Genomic DNA, 18,700 nt, shown 5'->3' on the forward strand with positions numbered 1-18,700 from the left:
TTTTCGAATTATGAGAAAAGTGCATTAAATACAGCAAATTACTGGGAGTAGAGTTAGTCTATTCCCAGTAAAAGCTCAAAAAAAGGAGTCTTTTCTCATAATTCGTTTTGGAGCTGGGAATTTTGTCAAGTTTATCACCTAATTGATTAGAGTTACATGCTAGGTGTTAAAAATAAAGATATATGAGCATAGCTGACGCACTGTAAGCCAAATATACAGTCTCGTAAACAGATCAGATCATGAGTCTTAGCAGCACATTTTTTATTTTCATCTCGAGACTCTTTTCTTATTTGGAATAAATTACTTATGCACAATTACTCAGTTTTTTTCTTTTTGACATACTAATGACTAGCGAGAGACATCCTAATTTCAATAGTCGTTTAAAGTATTTATCACCCAACCTACTGCATCCTTTGAAATTTCTTTTCGTAAAAGTTACAATTAAACTAGTTACAAACTACCATTTATAAAAAACAGAACATAAAGGGGTCTTGGAAATGAAATTAGTACTTGTACGGCATGGACAAAGTGAGTGGAATCAAAAGAACCTGTTTACTGGCTGGACTGATGTTGACTTGACAGAAGAGGGAAAGGAAGAGGCGCGGCTTGCGGGGCAACGCTTGAAAGCTAGTGGGATTGAGTTCGACTGTGCTTATATGTCAGTCCTCAAGCGAGCTATTAAAACCTGCCATATTATTCTAGACGAGATGAATCAAAACTGGATACCTGAAACTAAAACGTGGCGCCTGAATGAACGTCATTATGGTGCACTTCAAGGTTTGAATAAAGCAGAAACGGCCGAAAAGTATGGGGCTGACCAGGTTTTATTATGGCGGCGTTCTTATGATGTTATGCCACCATTGTTGACGACAGACAAGGAAGATTCACCAATTCATGATCGTCGCTATAAACGCTTGCAAAAAGAAACTATTCCGATGGGTGAAACCTTGGAAACAACTTTACAAAGAGTCATTCCTTTTTGGCAAGATTCCATTGCCCCTCACATGTTGGCTGGAGACACCGTTCTAGTCGTTGCGCATGGCAATTCATTGCGTAGTTTGGTCAAACATATCGAAGAAATGACCTCAGAGGAAATTCTAAAATTTGAACTCCCAACAGGTCAACCACTAGTTTATGAAATGGACAAAGAACTACAAGTGACCAATAAGTATTTCTTATAAAACGTTATTCTACTACATGAAGAGGAGAAACCAATGACCAACCATATTCAAGAGACCAATAAGGATATCCAGATGGATGATTCGTTGGTTCAAGCTAGTCAAGCCTCACTTTGGACCTTGTTCAAAGAGACATTTTACATTAGTGCCTTTACCTTTGGTGGCGGTTATGTCATGTTACCGCTAATGCGTCGTCGTTTTGTTCAACAACTGCATTGGATTGATGAACCGGAAATGATTGATTTATTTTCGATAGCCCAATCAGCTCCAGGGGTCATGGCCATTAACGCATCTATTTTAATTGGCTACCGACTCAAGGGCTTTAGAGGCAGTCTTATTGCTATCTTGGCAACTATTTTGCCACCACTGATTATTATTTCGATTATTTCATATTTTTACTTGGCATTTAGCCAGAATGTCTATGTGGCGGCAGTATTACGTGGAATGCAGGCAGGTATTGCGGCCGTGATTATTGACGTGGTTATCAAAATGGCGGGAGATATTTTTAAGCAAAAATGGATTCCAGCAATTGTGTTGATGTTCGCAGCCTTTGTTGCTGTATACTTCTTTAAAGTAAATATTATCTATGTGATTGTATTTGCTGCTATTTATGGGGTTACGGCAGAAAAAATATGGCCTCCTAAGGTAGCTGCAGCAAGCAAAGAGGAGGGAGCTAAGTCGTGATATTTTTACAGTTGTTTTTAAGTTATTGTAAGATTGGGCTCTTTACTTTTGGTGGTGGCTATGCTGCTCTGCCATTAATTCAAGAGGAGATTGTCAATAACCGTGAATGGATTACTATGCAGGAGTTTACGGATATTATTACCATCTCTCAGATGACACCGGGACCTATCGGGATTAACGCGGCGACCTTTGTGGGGACTAAAGTTGCTGGTGTACCGGGAGCAATTGTTGCGACACTTGGGGCAGTGACACCATCTTTGATTATCGTGTTAAGTTTGGCAGTTCTCTACTATAAATATAAAGGGCTCAGCTTGGTTCAATCTATTCTTAAGGCTTTACGTCCTGCGGTTGTAGCTTTTATTGCTTCGGCAGGTGTTTCTCTAGTCTTGTCTGCAATCTTTTCAGGTGGCGACCAGACTATGACCGCAGCCAATTTTGATCTATTGGCAGTGGGGCTAATCATGATTGGCTTACTACTCTTTCGTTATACAAAAATTGGTCCGATTCAATATATGGTTGCAACAGGAATTGTTGGTCTGATTGTCTATGGATTTTTAGGAGCGTGATGGTTTGGCTTTTGCGGTAAAGAAGCACCAGTTGGATCAAGATTTGAAATGGATTGGTATCCCAGAGCAAGAATTTACCTACTATAAACCCTTTGTTAATAGAGAGGTTCCCGGGGTCTGTGGCACCTATGCTTTGGCAGCTCTAACCCATTACACCATAAAAAAAGATACCGGCTACAAGCTGGATATGCAACAGTTGATTGATGGTTATCTAAAAATTGTTGATGGGGCTGCTCCTTATGTTGGCACCTATTTTTGGGATTTGACTAGAGGCTTCAAGAAGATGTTGGGTAAAAAGCAGCCATATCGTATTCATTCTACGATTCTTACGGAAAGAACCGTGCTTAATGAGCTTAACAAAATGAGCCCTTTACCCATTATCGTCGGCACAGTAAGTTTTTTAGGCAGTTCCTATAAGAATCATTGGTTATTGGTCTACGCTTACGCATACGATTCCAAGGGAAAGTTATGGTACAAAGCCTATGACAATCATGGCAATAGCCAAGCCGTCATCCCGGCAGTTCAGACTTTGTCAGCTGTATTCTTGGAACGAAAGGTTGACTTAAATAAAAAATAGACAACAGCTTCCGTAGTGATACGGAAGCTGTTTCTATAGTTTTTGTATCCGGTTTCTGTTATTCTAAGCGTAGATAAGGAAAGTAAAAAATATATTCATTAAAGGAGAAAACAATCATGACAAAAAAAGCCCTAATTATCTGTGCAGCAGGAATGTCATCTTCCATGATGGCAAAGAAAGTAACAGAGTTATTAAAGACCAAAGGAGACGATATTCAAGTTGATGCCATCAACGTTAGTGAAGGCGACAAAGCCATCCGAACCTCAGAATTTGACCTCTATATGGTTAGCCCACAAGCTAAAATGTACTTCCCTAAATTAGAATTAGCAGCCAAATCAGTTGATAAACCAATCATCTCAATCCCACCTCAAGCCTATATTCCAATTCCAATGGGGCTAGAAAAAATGGCAACCCTGATTAAGGAAAATGTCTAATACACGAAAAAAGTGAGGACTGTGCGTGTTAACACAAAAAGAAAAAGAAATTGTTAGATACCTCTACCAAAATAGAGAGCATTACTTAACCAGTAACGTTCTAGCTGATCATATTGTTGTGTCCGACCGAACTGTTCGAAAATATATCAAAAACATTATGGAATTTTTTCCAAAAACAACCTTGACCATAGATGCAAAGCCGGGCTATGGCTATCAAATGCACATTCATGATCTAGAAAAGTTTGATGTATTTATCCATCAACTGCGAGAAGACAACTTCTCAATTACAGCAACGCCCAATGAAAACTTTGAGTCAAGGGATAGACAAAACTATATCCTCAATAAACTTCTTTTTGAGCAAGACAAATACCATATGGAATCATTTATGGAGGAGTTGTATGTTAGTCGTTCAACCATTTCTGGGGATATAAAGAAAATTAAAAAATCCATTTTGCCGTATCAGCTAAAATTAAGTGTTAAGTCTAATAAAGCCTTGGTGATTGAAGGTAGTGAGACCAACAAGCGTAGGTTTATTATGGACTACTTTTTTAGTGCACAGTATTTCAATACCATCAATCATTATATTGGTAATAGTTTTTTCATCAATACCATCAGCTTTGAGGAGATTACCTTGATTGTCTTAGATGAATGCCGTGAAGCTAACTTACGTTTATCGGATTTTGTTATCCAAAATATTGTGGTTCATATTTCCTTAGCCATAAGACGAGTGGCAGATGGTTTTGAGATTGCGCCTTTGGAGATGAAATGCCCTTGTGCCCTTAATAAGGAACTTGAAGTTGCTCAACGAATTCTAAGCCGGATTGAAAAAGCTACGGATATTGTCTTACCAGTAAATGAAGTCAACTACCTAGCTATCCACCTCTTAGGCAAGTCGAGAAACCTTCAATTAAAGCAAAATGGTCAAGAAACTAATGATGAATTAGGCCAACAAGTGGATCAAGCTTTGGAAGCTTTACACTTAAAAACCAATGGCCAATTAGTCATTGATCAACAGCTAAGAATAGGGATTTTGACCCATCTAGAACAATTGTATATCCGCCTAGCGAATGGTACGAAACTGGAAAATCCTCTAAAAGAAGAGATTATCAAAGAGTATTACCAATCCTTTTTACTCTCTAAATTTTTGTTTGAGCAAATCCCAGCTTTTGCCGGTTTCCATTTTTCGGATGATGAGGTAGGTTATGTTGCTTTGCATATTATGGCATCCTTGGAAAGACACAGCCAAGAGAATACGCCAAGACTGTTGGTCATCTGTGCCACAGGTTATGGAAGTGCACAGATGTTGAAGAGTAGAATAGAATCAGAATTCGGTTCATCTGTTTTGATTGCCGATGTCATTAGTTACTATGACTTGAACGAAGAAAAATTGAGGGATATTGACCTAATTGTCACGTCAATCGACTTGTCCAATCTGATTTTTACGATCCCAATGATTCATGTCAGCGTTTTTTTGAAGGACAAGGAAAGAGACCAATTGAAACAAGCTGTCAATCAGTTGAAAACAAAACATAGCCAGAGAGAAAAACTTGATTTGATAAACGAGGCAGCAGAAACAGGTAAATCAATCTTTGATCATTACTTCCAAGAAAATTCTGTTCTGTTTTACACGTCTGCCAGTAAAGAAATGGTACTTGTGGATTTGATAAAAGAACTTAGTCAAGGAGAAGCAGCTACTTATAGGAAAGAGCTATCCAGTCTCATTGAGTCAAGAGAGCAATTAAGTTCCTTTGTCTTCTCAGAGGCGATTGCCGTGCCACATCCCCTAAAAGGTATCAGCAAAAAAGGAAAGGTAGGTTTGGCTATTATTAAAGAAGGTCTAGCCTGGAATAAAGACTTTCAAAAGATTCAGTTTGTTTTTCTTTTTCACCGAGTAAACAGGAAAATCCAAATCTTATTAAGATTAGCCAAGCTATCGTATCCCTGATTGAACAGCCAGACATTCAAAAAAAGATGATAGAAAGTCAAGATTATCAAACAATTAGAGAAGAGTTTTCCAAACTGATTCTTTAAACAAGCTATAGAAAATGGAGGAAGTCGAGATGAGTGAAGAAATACAAGTCATTGCATTTGAAATCATTTTAAATAGTGGTAATGCCAGAACTCTTGTACATGAGGCCTTTGCGGCTATGCGAGAAGACAACTTTGCCTTAGCTGAAGAAAAGTTAGAAGAGTCCAATGAAGAATTAATTCTAGCCCATAAAGCCCAAACTGGCCTACTACAAGAATATGCTAGTGGTAAGGAGATTGTCATGGAAGTCATCCTAGTACATGCACAAGACCACCTGATGACGACCATGACCCTAAGAGAAGTGGCCTTTGAAATGTTGGCTCTTCATAGAAAACTAGCAACAATCGCATAGTCTGTAAAACAATAAAGGAGGTGAAAGCGTGAAGCCAGAGTTGAAAGACACCATAGACAAGCATCGTAAGAAAACTAGTGTGGATAATTTTTATTACAACCGTTTTTTAGGGGTTCGTTATCTGAGTGCCTTATTGATTGTTACGAACGTTTATTGGTTAATTGCCTTAATACTCAGCGGATTTTCTTGGGCATGGATTTTGCCGATTATTCCATTGGCCGTCAGTTTGCCAGCTATTGCTGAACAAGTCAGATTATTCCGAGCAAGAGAACATGAAGCACCACATACCAAACGCTTATTACAAGTGACAGTTGCCATCAATGTAATCAGTGGCGTGATGGTTATGACCCCATTATTTAGCAATTTATACCCATTCATTGTAAAAAGTCCAACAACACAAAATATTCTCTTATTAATATTACTAAGTGGTATATTACTTTCAATGATTGGCTTAGTTAAATTAAAACGAGTGGCAGAAAAAAGGGATAGACTCTATGCAAAAATTCAGGCTTATGAAAAGAGTGTCAAAGAGTAGTGAGAAGAAAATGAATCAATAAGGAGATGAAAAAAATGCAAGGAATATTTAATTTTTTGGAAAAGTATCTTATGGGACCAATGGGGAAAATTGCGACCTTTAAGATTGTTCGTGCCATTATGGGTGCTGGGATGGCCAGTGTACCATTTACTATCGTCGGGTCTATGTTCTTAGTATTTGGGAATATTCCAACTACTTTTCCTAGTACACAAGCATTCTTCGACAACACAGTTTTTAGAGTGTATGACCTATTTATGTTAGGCTACAAGACAACCATGGGAATGCTAGCTATTTATTTTGCTATTGTTATTGCCTATGAGTATGCTAAAATCTACGAACAAGAAGAAAAAGTAAAATTCAGTCCATTGAATGCTGGCCTACTTAGTATGTTTGCTTTCTTCCTATGTGTACCACAATTGACTTGGGCAGATGGTAAAATTTCTTTAGTTCATGAAGTGTCAGATACCGCTACCATTATTCATGGTTGGGCAATGGGTGGTGACAGTGTAGCTCGTTTTGGTACTATTGGGGTCTTTGCAGCTATCATCATGGCTGTTGTAGCTGTTGAAATCTATCGTTTCTGTATTGTTAAAAATCTGACCATCAAGATGCCAGACTCTGTTCCAGAAGGTGTTTCACGTGCCTTCGCAGCTTTGATTCCAGCTTTCATGGTCGCTTTTGTAGTTATGATTATCAATGGAATCTTTATCGTTTTAGGAACAGATATCTTTGGAGTTATCGCTATTCCATTCTCATTTGTAATCAATATGACCAACTCTTGGCTAGGTATTATGGTTATTTACTTCCTAGTTCATGCTTTGTGGATTGTAGGGATTCACGGTGCCAATATCGTTATGGCTTTCGTTAACCCAATCCTTCTTATCAATATGCAAGAAAATATTAATGGTGCTAATATTGCCTTCGCTGGTGAATTTACCAATGCATGGGTAACAATTGGTGGTTCTGGTGGTACTTTAGGTTTGACACTCTTCATTGCCTTCTTTGCTCGCTCTGAACAATTGAAACTTCTAGGAAGAGCATCAGTAGTGCCCGGGTTATTCAACATCAATGAACCAATCATCTTCGGTTTACCAATCGTGTATAACCCATATCTAGCGATTCCATTCTTCCTTTCTCCAATGGTGACAGCTTCTCTAGGTTACTTTGCAACTAGCTTAGGTTTTGTTAAGAAAATGATTGCCCAAGTGCCTTGGACTTCTCCAGGTGGGGTTGGTGCCTTTATCGGTACCGGTGGTGATGTCAATGCCTTCTTCTTAGGCCTAATCTGTGTGGTGGTATCCTTACTCATCTACTTACCATTTATTATCATGTATGACCGCAAGTTAGCTAAAGAAGAATTAGGTGAAGTTGCTGCATAATTCTATAAAACTTTCCATCAATTTTGGTCTATAAGGACGAAATTGATGGATTTTTTGTAGAAAAAATTGCATAAGGTGTATTTCACATGCTGAATTTATACGACAATATTTCATGTTTACAATAGTAATCTCGGAAGTAGTATTGACTGATGCGGAAGGAATTCTTGGTATAGGTGACTGGGGAACTAACGGGGTAGACATTTCAGTTGGTAAACTTATGGTCTACACAGCAGCAGCAGGTCTTGACCCAGCATCTATTATGCCAATCGTTATTGATGCAGGAACCAATAGACAAAGTCTTCTAGATGATGATCTTTATCTAGGAAATAAACAAGAAAGAGTCCGTGGTGACCGCTACTATGACTTTATTGACCAATTTGTAACTACAATTGAAAAACTTTTCCCTAAATTGTATCTACATTGGGAAGATTTCGGCCGACTTAATGCTGCTAATATTCTTGACAAGTATAAAGATAAGATTGTTACCTTTAATGACGATATTCAAGGAACTGGTATCATTACCTTAGCGGGTATTTTAGGAGCACTCAATATTTCTAAGATGAAATTTACTGATCAAAAATATGTCTGCTTTGGCGCTGGAACTGCTGGTGCCGGAATCGTTAAGCGAATTTATCAAGAAATGATAGAACAAGGCTTATCTGAAGAAGAAGCAAAAGCTAAGTTTTACTTAGTGGATAAACAAGGTTTACTTTTTGAAGACACAGAAGGGTTGACTCCTGAGCAAGCTCCATTTACCAGAAAAAGAAGTGAGTTTAGTAATGCGGATGAATTAACGGATTTACTAGCTGTGGTTAAGGCGGTTCATCCAACGACATTAGTGGGTACTTCTACCATTCATGGTGCCTTTACAGAAGAAATTGTTAAAGAAATGGCTGCCCATGTGGAACGTCCAATCATTTTTCCATTAAGTAATCCAACAAAACTAGCTGAAGCTACTGCACAAGATTTGTTAGCTTGGACAGATGGTAAAGCCTTGATTGCAACAGGAATTCCTTATGAACCAATTGAATTCAATGGGGTGACCTATGATATTGGTCAGGCTAATAATGCCTTAGTTTATCCTGGATTAGGTTTAGGAACCTTAGCATCAACGGCACGAGTTCTTAATGATACCATGATTTCTAAAGCTACACATTCTCTTGGTGGATTGATTGACACTAGCAAACCAGGTGCGGGCGTCTTGCCACCAGTGTCCAAGTTAACCGAATTCTCTGAAACAGTTGCTATTGCAACAGGTCAAAGTGCTTTGGACCAAGGACTAAACAAAGAAGCCGTTAGCGATATTAAAAAAGCCATTGAAGATATGAAATGGGAGCCAGTATATAAGGAACTTACCTAATACTATTTCAATCTAACAATTGTTCCTAAGACGAAACAAGGTTCCCATATTAAACGGGAACCTTGTAAGTTTGGGATTGGTCAACTTAAAAAAGGAGTTTTCTTATGGCAATTCTTACCTCTCTTGAAAGTATTGTACCTATTATTTTATTGATTGCTCTAGGCTATTTTCTCAATGCTAGAGGATGGTTTTCTGAAAAATTTCCAGCTGATTTATCGAAGTATATCATGAATGCTGCACTTCCAGCATCAGTGTTTGTCTCTGTTTTGAAATACCTAACGAGGGACAAATTGCTCTCTTTATCAAGTGGTCTACTTTATTCATTTTCTTCTATCATTATTGGTTATGCTATGGCCTTTGCCCTTGTGAAACTTATGAAGATTAAGCCGGGACGCCGTGGTATTTTTATCAATACAATTGTCAATGCCAATACTATTTTTATCGGTCTGCCACTGAATATTGCACTTTTTGGTGATGATAGTTTACCTTATTTCTTAGTCTATTATGTAACCAATACAGTATCGACATGGGCTATCGGTGCAATTATTATAGCTCAAGATGACCCAACTAAAGAAAAGGGAAGTCAAGGTGGGAACAGTTTCAATTGGAAGAAACTCTTACCAGCTCCCTTGCTTGGTTTTTTAGTAGCCTTAGTATTTTTAATTTTTGATATCCCTGTTCCAATTGCACTAAATTCTACGCTGACCTATCTAGGGGAGACTGTAACACCCTTATCCTTAATCTATATTGGAATAAGCTTACAGGTTGCCGGATTGAAGAGTATTCATTTTGATAGAGATACTATCGTCGCCATGCTAGGTCGCTTTGTGTTCGCTCCACTGGTTATGATTGGATTAGTATTAGGTGCTTCAGGAGTATTTGGTGCCTTACCGACTATAGAAGCCCATACCTTGATTATTCAATCTGCTGTACCAGCTCTAGCTGTGTTACCTATTCTAGCCAGTCAATCCCATGGTGATGTGGAATATGCTACCAATGTAGTAACCATATCTACCTTGCTGTTTGTGATAGTTGTGCCGCTATTGAATATGCTGCTAGCCTATCTATAATGGTTCTTATTTTTAAAATTGAACAAAAATTTTGTGTGGCTTGAAGAGGTTGGTAGAAAAGCAAAAAAATATATCTATTTCTAAATCACAAAAGAGTTTCCGAGAAAAGAAGCAGAAATTAAAATGGTGGCACCGTCATGAGCCTTGGTCTCACTGGCTTAGCTGTCTACGTGGCTGTAAATCGGCTGAAGCCGAAACATCCACTGTGCATCAGCTATGCTTTACACCGTTATTTCTGATAGATTTCTGGGGAACTCTTTTATTTGGTTGCCTTTTGGACTTTTTGCCCAGTCCCAGTCAGCTAAGCTATACACCATCATTTCTGCTTCTTTTCTCGGAAATTCTTTTGTTTGGTTATAATGTAGACGTTTTGCCTATTTTTCTTGCTACTAGTCACTCACATCAAATGACTATTATTTTTGTAAAACTGAAATACGTTCTTGAATATGATTTCCCGAAACAATTTCATCTACCATAGCGATAGCGTAATCTGCATAACTGATAACACTTTCACCTTTATTCTTTCTGGAATTCTTGTCCAGCTTATTGGTAGTTGATAATTTTGGCTCATCTACTAACTCTACTTCAACTTCTTTTTCAACCCAGCAATTTGTTCTAGTATTTGTTCACCAACAGAGGTATCTCTAACTCGTTTGCGTTCTAGCACGCGGTCAACAATCCTCATCGTAGATAAAACATCTAATTCATTCTTGATAGCTTCTTCTTTGGTCTCAAAATGTTGATGAGTCACCAGCTGCATGCCATAAGAATTATAGAGTAGGGTGTAGCCATTGATCCCAGTTGTTTTGTGGTAAGGGTGAGAGAAACCACCATCAATAACGATTAATTTGCCTTCTGCTTTGATGGGGCATTCACCATTGATTTCTTCAACGGGAGTATGGCCATTAATGATATGGCTGTCAGGACCAGTCAGACCAAACTCGTTTAGAATGGAAGTAACAGTTTCTAGTGATTCTCTAGCTTGGTAATAGGTATTTTTTTCTTCTTTATGAACACCTTTGTCATGAATATAGTAGCGTTCAAAGGTTCGCATATCTTGTTTTCCAAATAAAGAAGAGTAAGACCCAGTCCACAAATACCAAACAATATCAGTAGCGAAGTCGTCTGTGGTTTCTGGATTTTGATAACTAGCACGAACGTAGCTTTCAAACTGATCCAAGAGTGCCCGCCCATGATAAGACCTTCCTTCAAGGGTCAAACTGGCAAAGGTTTTATCCTTATTGAGTGGGATACAGCCATGTAAAAGTAGGTTATCATTGTAGATGTGGTACAAACTACCTTTTTCATATAGGAAATCAATATGGCGGCGCAACTTTTCACTGTTTTGGAAAGAGTGTAAAAGCTTATTGAGCAGCTCTTCTTCCTCACTAGTCAAACTTGTTGGCTCCAAGGGATTGATGGTTGTTGCATTAAAATCTTCCAGAGGATAGGTCTCACCATCTATGGAAATGGTATTTTCTGAATAATTAATCCTATCTAAGAGTAGACGATGCTCCATCTGGAATTCTGGACGACGTTTAATTATGGCTGCTTCCAATTTGAATTGTAGCATGGTAATAGCTTGATGCAGTTTGGAAACTTGTATAGCCTCGGCAAGGTCGCTAGAGGAGGTGTTTTTTTCAGAACCTTTAGGACGGAAAACCGCTTGGTCTTGGTAATACTGTTCAGCAAAATTGAAAAGTGGTCGCAAATTAATGCCATATTGATCCTCGATAATATCCAAATTGTTGTAACGAGCACAAATCCGAATGACATTGGCCATGCAGACTAGAGAGCCGCTCATAGTCCCCATCCAAATCATGTCATGGTTGCCCCACTGAATATCCAACGAATGGTAGTGAATCAGGGTTTCCATGATTTTGTCTGGGTAGGGGCCACGGTCATAAATATCACCCACCACATGTAGATGGTCAACAATTAACTGCTGAATCACATAGGACAGGGCAACAATCATGTCGTCTGCTTGCCCCAGTTCGATAAGATTGTCCAAAATTGCTTTGTAGTAAGCCTGTTTGTCGCCGCCAATATTGGATTTGTAAAGGAGTTCTTCGATGATATAGGCAAAGCGAGTCGGCAAAGCTTTACGCACCTTCGAACGAGTATATTTACTAGCAACAAATTCTAAAAACTCAATCAAGCGATAGATGGTGATGCCATACCAATCTTGTAGCAGTTCAAGTGAGTCAAACTCCTCTTGAATTAGGGACAATTTTTCTTCGGGATAAATGATGAGTGTAGATAGCTTTGAGATATCAGGCTGGGTCAAGCGGCCATCAAAGAGGTCGTGCAGCTTAACTCGTACGCTACCTGAAGCGTTGCGCAGAATGTGTTGGAAGGAGAAATATTCCCCATGCAAATCACTGACAAAGTGCTCCGTGCCCTTGGGTAAGTCTAAGATAGCTTCAAGATTAATTAACTCAGCAATAATTTCATCCTCTGTATGGAACTGTTTAGAGGAAGCTCTTTTAAATGGTTTGGGCATACGAGTCACTCCTTCATTAAGTCTTTTTGTTATTATTGCTTTTTTGCTAGAAAAATACAAGTCAAGAAATACAAACTGAAAGGAATCTTTAGAAAATTGGGAATGGGCAAAAGTTTGTATAGAATTTTATCTGCTTTTTAATCACAAAAGAGTTGCCGAGACAGGCATCAGAAATGAGGACGGTGACACCACCGAAAGCCTAGGTCTTTCGGTTTAGCTGTCTACGTATTTGTAAGGGGCTGGGCAAAGACTCTGTAATAAAATAAAAGAATTCTAAATCATAAAATAGTTCTAAATCATAAAATAGTTCCCCAGAAATCTATCCGAAATGGGAACGGTGGCACCGCCGTGAGCCTTGGTCTCACTGGCTTAGCTGTCTACGTGGCTGTAATCGGCTGAAGCCGAAACATCCACTGTGCGTCAGCTATGCTATACACCGTTATTTCGGATAGATTTCTGGGGAACTATTTTATTTAGTGACCATTTGGACTTTTTGCCCAGCCCCAACAGCTACTGTGCATCAGCTATGCTTTACACCGTCTTCTGATGCCTGTCTCGGCAACTCTTTTGTTTAGTCATAATAAGAATTTTTGACCAGTATGTTGTTTATACTAATGAGAACTGAGACAAGTTTTAGAAAAAATCCTGTTAGCTATTGTTATCACAAATAAAAACCTTTAAAATGATATGTGTAAACGATAACAAAATAAATTTTAGGAGGAAGAGAAATGGCTGTTTTTTATGTACCAGCAGTGAATCTGATTGGTGAGGGTGTAGTAAAGGAATTAGGAACTTATGTGAAAGACTTGGGTTATGAAAAAGCCCTATTGGTAACGGATAATTTTTTAGCAACAAGTGCATTATTGGACAAGGTAACAGCTCCTTTAAATGAAGCAGGTATTGAGTATGTATTGTATAAGGATGTTGATCCTAATCCTTCTTGTAAAAATGTAAACGACGGTGTTAGCATGCTACAAGAAAATGGCTGTGATTTCATCATTTCATTCGGTGGAGGTTCACCGCAAGATGCTGCTAGTGCTATCTCTATCATTGCTACAAATGGTGGAAAACCTCAGGATTACGAAGGCTTACATAAGTCTGCAAAAAAAGGGCTTGCCAGTGGTTGCTATCAATACAACAGCTGGAACATCTGCTGAGATTACCATTAACTACGTGATTACCGATGAAGAACGTAAGGTTAAGATGGTAATGGTGGACAAGAATAGTTTGGCTGTCCTCTCTGTTAATGACCCTGAATTAATGCTAGACAAACCAAAAGATTTAACGGCTGCAACGGGTATGGATGCTTTGACTCATGCCATTGAATCCATTGTAACTCCAGGTGCCTATCCAGTAACTGAAAAATTGGCTATGGGAGCTATTGAATTAATCAAAGAAAACTTACCTAAAGTCGTTGAAAACGGACATGACTTGGAAGGTAGAACCAATATGGTCAATGCCATCTTCTTAGGAGGTATGGCCTTTAACAATGCCGGTCTTGGCTATGTCCACTCCATGGCACATCAACTGGGTGCTGTTTACCATTTACCACATGGGGTTTGCTGTGCTATGTTGCTACCGATTATTGAGCGTGAAAATGCTAAACGTGTTCCTGAAAAATTCCGTTTAGTAGCAAAAGCTCTTGGAATGGATATTGTAGGAAAAAGTGATACGGAATGTGCTGACTATGCGGTTGCTGAGATTCTTAAGCTTTCTCAACAAGTGGGCATTCCTACTAAACTAACTGATTTAGGCATCACAGAAGAGGAGTTTGACTTTGAATACCTCTCTAAGAATGCCATGATCGATGCCTGTGCACCGGGCAATCCATTTACACCAACTTTAGAAGAAACAATTTCTTACTACAAAGAACTATTTTAAAGCAGAACCTCGATTTGGATTTCTCTGAATCGGGGTCTTTTTATGGTAAAATTGAAGTGAAAAATGTAACCATAAAGAGGAACGGAGGATAATAATGAAAGAATTTTTTGCGGACTATCATGTGCATACAGACTATAGTGACGACTCTTGGTATTTGATGGAAGATGTTGTGAAAGACGCTATCGAGATGGGCATGACTGAGATTTGTTTTACGGACCATGTAGATTATGGGGTGAAGGATGATTGGCAAGAGGGCGAAGAATATTTGGTAGGGAAAAATACCCTGATACGAAATGTTCCTTATGAGCGCTATTTCAAGGAACTAAGAGAATTGCAGGAAAAGTATCAAGGGAAAATTGCTATCAAGGCAGGATTAGAGTTTGGTATGCAAGTTCATACTATTCCACAATTTCAAGCTCTTTATGATGCCTATACCTATGATTTTATCTTACTATCCATCCATCAAGTAGACGATAAGGAATTTTGGACGGGTGATTATCAAAAGGTATTGAGCCATGAGCAGTCCTACGAGGGATATTACTCAGAAATGTATAAGCTAGTGACTCATTATAAAGACTACAGTGTATTGGCTCACATGGATTTGATGCGACGCTACTTGGATAAAGAAGTGGATATGTTCCCAAGCACCAAAGAATGGATTGAACAAATCTTGAAAGTTGTTATTGCTGATGGGAAGGGGATTGAGGTCAATACCTCCTCCGTGCGTTATGGTGTCAAAGGCTTAACACCGTCAATCGAAATTTTGAAGCTCTATCATGAGTTAGGTGGGACGATTATTACAGTTGGGTCAGACAGCCACAAACCAGAACACCTAGGTTTTAATATCAAAGAATCTTTACAAATCTTAAAAGAAATAGGCTTCAAACAATATTGCAGTTTTGACAAAATGGTACCTGTTTACCATGATTTGTGATTAGTGATATCCCAGCTCATGTTTAAAGATAAATTAATTTATGTAGTTTAGCTCAAAAAGGATTGAAGAAAATTTTAATGAGCAAGTTTGAACAGGTCAAAAAAACTAAAAAGGTATAGTATATTACGTGAGTTAGTTGTTTGGTTAAACAGACGATAAGTTCCGAAAATATCATCTAATAAATGATATTTATAGTATTACTTTATCGTTTATGTGGAAAAAATGACTTTTAATATTGTTTCCGTTATACTAAGGGTATATTAAAAGGAGGGAAATATATGAAAAAGTCATTAGTTTTAGTATTTGCAGCATTTGCTTTGGTTGGTTGCGGTAACGGTGCAGGTCAAAAAACGACAAAGACAGTTTGTGCCATTGATAAGCCTTATAAAGTTTATTCGTCGGCCAAACAAACAATTACCAGTGAAGGTGACATTGCGAAAAAAATAGATTTCGAGGGAATCTTGAAAGCGTCAGATAAAGAAAGTCTTGAAGCAGCACTTCCACAACTTGATGCAGCTGTAACAACAGTTAACGCTTTAGAAGGTGTTTCAGCTAGATATGAAAAAGTTGATGATATCACACTTAAAGATATTGCAAGTTATGATTTAGAAAAAGCTAGCTTACAAACATTAATACAACTCGGATTGTTAGAATCAACAGATGACGAGAATGCAAAATTAATCTCTGTAGAACAATCGGTTAAAGGTCTAGAAGACCAAGGATTCACTTGTTCAGTAGAGTAGGGGAGTGATATAAGATATAAAGAAAAGACGCATTTAGCGTCTTTTTTTATACATAGATATTGACAAGTAGAACCAAGGATACATAGGAAATTTATAAGAAAATTATTGAACTAAAAGATGGAAAAAACTTATTAGAAATTAGTCAACATCAGGTATTAAATCAATAGCGGCGACAAAAATAAAGGCATTTGCATATAGAAAAAACATGCACTTTAAAATGATTTTCATTATAATAAGGGTATATTAAGGGAGGGAAATTTATGAAAAAAACACTAGTTTTAGTAGTTGCAGCATTTGCCTTGGTTGGTTGCGGTAACGCTAACAGTAGCAGTGAAGGTCAAAAAACAACAACGACTGTCTGTTCTATCGATAAGCCTTATATAAGCTACTCATCAGCTAAACAAACCATTGTTAGTGAGGGTGACATAGCGAAAAGAATAGAGTTCGAGGGAATATTAGAGGCACCGAATAAAGAATCACTGGATGCAGCAATACCACAACTTGATGAAGCTATGAAATCAGCTAACTCTTTAGAAGGTGTTACTGCTACTTATGAAAAAGTTAATGACACAACTATCAAAGATATGGCAGAGTATGATTTAGAGAAAGCTAGTTTACAAACCCTACAACAGGTAGGCTTGATGAAAACAACAGAGGATGGACAAACGAATGAACAAGCTAAGTTTATCTCTGTTAAACAATCGGTTAAAGCTTTAGAAGAACAAGGATTCACCTGTTCAGTAGAATAGGTTAGTGATATAGGATATAAAGAAAAGGCACATCTAGTGTCTTTTTTGTGCATGGATATTCATAAATAAGAATAAGGACACGTAAAAAATTGTTGCAGAGAAGTTCAATGTTTAATATAATTTTCATTTTATAAAGCTATATTAAGGGAGGGAATGTCATGAAAAAGGGATTAGTTGTATTACTTGCAGCATTTGCCTTGGTTGGCTGCGGTAACGGTGTAGGGCAGACAACAACAGCAACTGTATGTACCACAGATAAGCCTTATAGAGGTTATTCGTCAGCCAAACAAACAATTATTAGTGAAGGTGACATTGCGAAAAAAATAGAATTTGAGGGGGTTATGGTAATGCCAAATAATCAAATTCTTGAAGCAACACTGCCCCAACTTGATGAAGCTGTAAAATCAGTTAACTCTTTAGAAGGTGTTTCAGCTGCTTATGAAAAGGTTGATGATGTCACGCTTAAAGATATTGCAAGTTATGATTTGGAAAAAGCTAGCTTACAAACATTAATCCAAATTGGTTTGCTACAATCATCGGCTAACGAGAAAACAAAAGCAATCTCTGTTGAACAAACGGTTAAAGCTTTAGAAGAACAAGGATTTACCTGTTCAGTAGAATAGACTTTGTCTATAAGATACGATACGAAGAAAAGACGCATTTAGCGTCTTTTTTTGTACATGAATATTGGCAAATAGGGACCAAGATATTCAGACAACTACTATAGAAGAACATGAGAAAAACATGAATGTTAAAATGATTTTCATTATAATAAGGGTATCTTAAAGGAGGGAAGAAAATGAAAAAGACATTGATTTTAGTTTTTGTAGCGTTTGTGCTGGTTGGTTGTGGTAGTGGAGAAAAAGAAACTTCATCTACAACGGAAGAGGTAAGTACAACTAAAGAAGCAGCAACAAGTGAACAAGTTTCTACAACAAAACAAGTGGATGAAAGTGAAAAAACAATTACAACTGTCTGTTCCATTGATACGCCTTTTCAAGATTATTCAACAATTAAACAAACATATAGTAGTAAATATGATATAGTGAAAAAGATAACTTTCGAGGGAATGATTGAGTTTTCAAGTAAGGAAGAACGTGATAAAGCAATGCAAGAATTCAATGCAAACATTGAAGCAGCAAACTCTTTTGAGGGTATCACACCCCACTTTGAGGAAGTTGGTGATACAAAAATAAAAGATATAGCAGAATATGATCTTATGAAAACTAGCATTCAAACATTAAGACAACTTGGACTCTTAAATGCAAAAGATACGGATAAAGTTGCGTTTGTTTCTCTCCAAAAAACCGTTAGTGCTTTTGAAGCTCAAGGGTTTACTTGTACAGTAGAGTAAATCAGGGGTGCAGTATTTTCAAATATGTAAAAGGGATTGGGTAAAAAAAGTCCTTAAAAAATAACAACCATTTCTAAACCACAAAGGAGTTTCCGAGAAAAATTCAGAAATCACGGTGTAGAGCACAACCAATGTACAGTAGCTGTTTCGACTTTAGACGGTGACACTTCTTGATTTCTGAATTTTTACCAGGAACTCTCTTGTTTTGTTACTATGCGTTTATTATCTAGTCCTTATTCGTTCAAAGCACCTAAAAGTATTTTAAACGAATAAGGACTAGATAACTATAAACCGTATAAGAGTATAATAATTTTTTCGAATTCCAGCATAAATTGGGGTAAATTTTTGACTTACAAACATAACAAAAGAATT

At 37.7% G+C, this 18,700-nt stretch carries 16 protein-coding genes and 3 pseudogenes; 17 read left to right on the forward strand and 2 right to left on the reverse strand.

Annotated elements, in window-relative coordinates; genetic code table 11:
• The first annotated feature begins 497 nt into the window (after window positions 1–497).
• From gpmA to NPA36_RS05340, 11 genes and pseudogenes are all read left to right on the forward strand, one after another.
• Window positions 498–1,181: a 2,3-diphosphoglycerate-dependent phosphoglycerate mutase gene (gpmA, locus tag NPA36_RS05290; RefSeq protein WP_256945078.1), complete on the forward strand. Its 684-nt coding sequence runs from the start codon at window positions 498–500 to the stop codon at window positions 1,179–1,181.
• A 33-nt stretch (window positions 1,182–1,214) separates the two neighbouring features.
• Window positions 1,215–1,862, forward strand: coding sequence for a chromate transporter (locus tag NPA36_RS05295; RefSeq protein WP_256945079.1), 648 nt, complete (start codon window positions 1,215–1,217; stop codon window positions 1,860–1,862).
• Window positions 1,859–2,428 (forward strand): chromate transporter, encoded by a 570-nt coding sequence (locus tag NPA36_RS05300; protein ID WP_256945080.1) that lies wholly within the window; start codon window positions 1,859–1,861, stop codon window positions 2,426–2,428. Before NPA36_RS05295 ends, NPA36_RS05300 begins: the two co-directional genes overlap by 4 nt.
• A gap of 4 nt (window positions 2,429–2,432) precedes the next feature.
• Window positions 2,433–3,005 (forward strand): dihydrolipoamide dehydrogenase, encoded by a 573-nt coding sequence (locus tag NPA36_RS05305; RefSeq protein ID WP_256945081.1) that lies wholly within the window; start codon window positions 2,433–2,435, stop codon window positions 3,003–3,005.
• Window positions 3,006–3,121: 116 nt separating this feature from the next.
• Window positions 3,122–3,439, forward strand: coding sequence for a PTS cellobiose transporter subunit IIB (locus tag NPA36_RS05310; protein ID WP_256945082.1), 318 nt, complete (start codon window positions 3,122–3,124; stop codon window positions 3,437–3,439).
• Window positions 3,440–3,464: 25 nt separating this feature from the next.
• Window positions 3,465–5,384, forward strand: a complete 1,920-nt coding sequence (locus NPA36_RS05315) for a BglG family transcription antiterminator (RefSeq protein WP_256945083.1) — start codon at window positions 3,465–3,467, stop codon at window positions 5,382–5,384.
• Between the two features lie 115 nt (window positions 5,385–5,499).
• Entirely contained in the window at window positions 5,500–5,820 is a 321-nt protein-coding gene (locus NPA36_RS05320) for a PTS cellobiose transporter subunit IIA (RefSeq protein WP_256945084.1), read from the forward strand.
• 28 nt (window positions 5,821–5,848) lie between these two features.
• The gene (locus NPA36_RS05325) at window positions 5,849–6,355 is read left to right on the forward strand and encodes a hypothetical protein (protein WP_256945085.1); all 507 of its coding nucleotides are present in this window, start codon (window positions 5,849–5,851) and stop codon (window positions 6,353–6,355) included.
• Window positions 6,356–6,381: 26 nt separating this feature from the next.
• A complete protein-coding gene (celB, locus tag NPA36_RS05330) occupies window positions 6,382–7,734 on the forward strand; it encodes a PTS cellobiose transporter subunit IIC (protein ID WP_256945086.1) in 1,353 nt (450 codons plus the stop codon).
• A gap of 127 nt (window positions 7,735–7,861) precedes the next feature.
• Window positions 7,862–9,094 (forward strand): annotated as a pseudogene (gene maeA / locus NPA36_RS05335) (oxaloacetate-decarboxylating malate dehydrogenase); the annotation flags it as partial.
• A gap of 104 nt (window positions 9,095–9,198) precedes the next feature.
• Window positions 9,199–10,164, forward strand: coding sequence for an AEC family transporter (locus NPA36_RS05340; RefSeq protein WP_256945087.1), 966 nt, complete (start codon window positions 9,199–9,201; stop codon window positions 10,162–10,164).
• Window positions 10,165–10,577: 413 nt separating this feature from the next.
• On the opposite strand, the pseudogene NPA36_RS05345 reads toward NPA36_RS05340, so the two are convergent.
• Together NPA36_RS05345 and NPA36_RS05350 are read right to left on the reverse strand one after the other, a co-directional pair.
• Window positions 10,578–10,685 (reverse strand): annotated as a pseudogene (locus tag NPA36_RS05345) (NAD(P)-dependent oxidoreductase); the annotation flags it as partial.
• Window positions 10,686–10,744: 59 nt separating this feature from the next.
• A complete protein-coding gene (locus NPA36_RS05350; protein WP_256945088.1) occupies window positions 10,745–12,667 on the reverse strand; it encodes a fructose-1,6-bisphosphatase in 1,923 nt (640 codons plus the stop codon).
• A 728-nt stretch (window positions 12,668–13,395) separates the two neighbouring features.
• Between NPA36_RS05350 and NPA36_RS05355 the strand changes: the two are divergent.
• The 6 genes and pseudogenes from NPA36_RS05355 to NPA36_RS05380 all read left to right on the forward strand — a co-directional run bounded on the left by NPA36_RS05355 (window position 13,396) and on the right by NPA36_RS05380 (window position 18,328).
• A pseudogene (locus NPA36_RS05355) lies at window positions 13,396–14,548 on the forward strand (iron-containing alcohol dehydrogenase).
• Window positions 14,549–14,642: 94 nt separating this feature from the next.
• The gene (locus NPA36_RS05360; protein WP_256945089.1) at window positions 14,643–15,482 is read left to right on the forward strand and encodes a histidinol-phosphatase HisJ family protein; all 840 of its coding nucleotides are present in this window, start codon (window positions 14,643–14,645) and stop codon (window positions 15,480–15,482) included.
• Between the two features lie 278 nt (window positions 15,483–15,760).
• Window positions 15,761–16,225 carry a YehR family protein gene (locus NPA36_RS05365; protein WP_256945090.1) on the forward strand — a complete coding sequence of 155 codons (465 nt, stop codon included), beginning with the start codon at window positions 15,761–15,763 and terminating at the stop codon, window positions 16,223–16,225.
• Window positions 16,226–16,485: 260 nt separating this feature from the next.
• Window positions 16,486–16,974 carry a hypothetical protein gene (locus NPA36_RS05370; protein ID WP_256945091.1) on the forward strand — a complete coding sequence of 163 codons (489 nt, stop codon included), beginning with the start codon at window positions 16,486–16,488 and terminating at the stop codon, window positions 16,972–16,974.
• A 158-nt stretch (window positions 16,975–17,132) separates the two neighbouring features.
• Complete coding sequence (locus NPA36_RS05375) at window positions 17,133–17,597, forward strand: YehR family protein (protein WP_256945092.1); 465 nt, start codon at window positions 17,133–17,135, stop codon at window positions 17,595–17,597.
• Between the two features lie 176 nt (window positions 17,598–17,773).
• Entirely contained in the window at window positions 17,774–18,328 is a 555-nt protein-coding gene (locus NPA36_RS05380; RefSeq protein WP_256945093.1) for a YehR family protein, read from the forward strand.
• Window positions 18,329–18,700 lie beyond the last annotated feature (372 nt).

This window comes from Granulicatella seriolae, assembly GCF_024543085.1.
GTDB classification, from domain to species: domain Bacteria; phylum Bacillota; class Bacilli; order Lactobacillales; family Aerococcaceae; genus Granulicatella; species Granulicatella seriolae.

Coding starts and splice junctions, on each gene's coding strand:
- NPA36_RS05295 (WP_256945079.1), top strand. CDS start 1,215: ATGACCAACCATATTCAAGAGACCAATAAGGATATCCAGATGGATGAT.
- NPA36_RS05340 (WP_256945087.1), top strand. CDS start 9,199: ATGGCAATTCTTACCTCTCTTGAAAGTATTGTACCTATTATTTTATTG.
- NPA36_RS05310 (WP_256945082.1), top strand. CDS start 3,122: ATGACAAAAAAAGCCCTAATTATCTGTGCAGCAGGAATGTCATCTTCC.
- celB (WP_256945086.1), top strand. CDS start 6,382: ATGAAAAAAATGCAAGGAATATTTAATTTTTTGGAAAAGTATCTTATG.
- NPA36_RS05375 (WP_256945092.1), top strand. CDS start 17,133: ATGAAAAAGGGATTAGTTGTATTACTTGCAGCATTTGCCTTGGTTGGC.
- NPA36_RS05365 (WP_256945090.1), top strand. CDS start 15,761: ATGAAAAAGTCATTAGTTTTAGTATTTGCAGCATTTGCTTTGGTTGGT.
- NPA36_RS05380 (WP_256945093.1), top strand. CDS start 17,774: ATGAAAAAGACATTGATTTTAGTTTTTGTAGCGTTTGTGCTGGTTGGT.
- NPA36_RS05370 (WP_256945091.1), top strand. CDS start 16,486: ATGAAAAAAACACTAGTTTTAGTAGTTGCAGCATTTGCCTTGGTTGGT.
- NPA36_RS05320 (WP_256945084.1), top strand. CDS start 5,500: ATGAGTGAAGAAATACAAGTCATTGCATTTGAAATCATTTTAAATAGT.
- NPA36_RS05360 (WP_256945089.1), top strand. CDS start 14,643: ATGAAAGAATTTTTTGCGGACTATCATGTGCATACAGACTATAGTGAC.
- gpmA (WP_256945078.1), top strand. CDS start 498: ATGAAATTAGTACTTGTACGGCATGGACAAAGTGAGTGGAATCAAAAG.
- NPA36_RS05350 (WP_256945088.1), bottom strand. CDS start 12,667: ATGCCCAAACCATTTAAAAGAGCTTCCTCTAAACAGTTCCATACAGAG.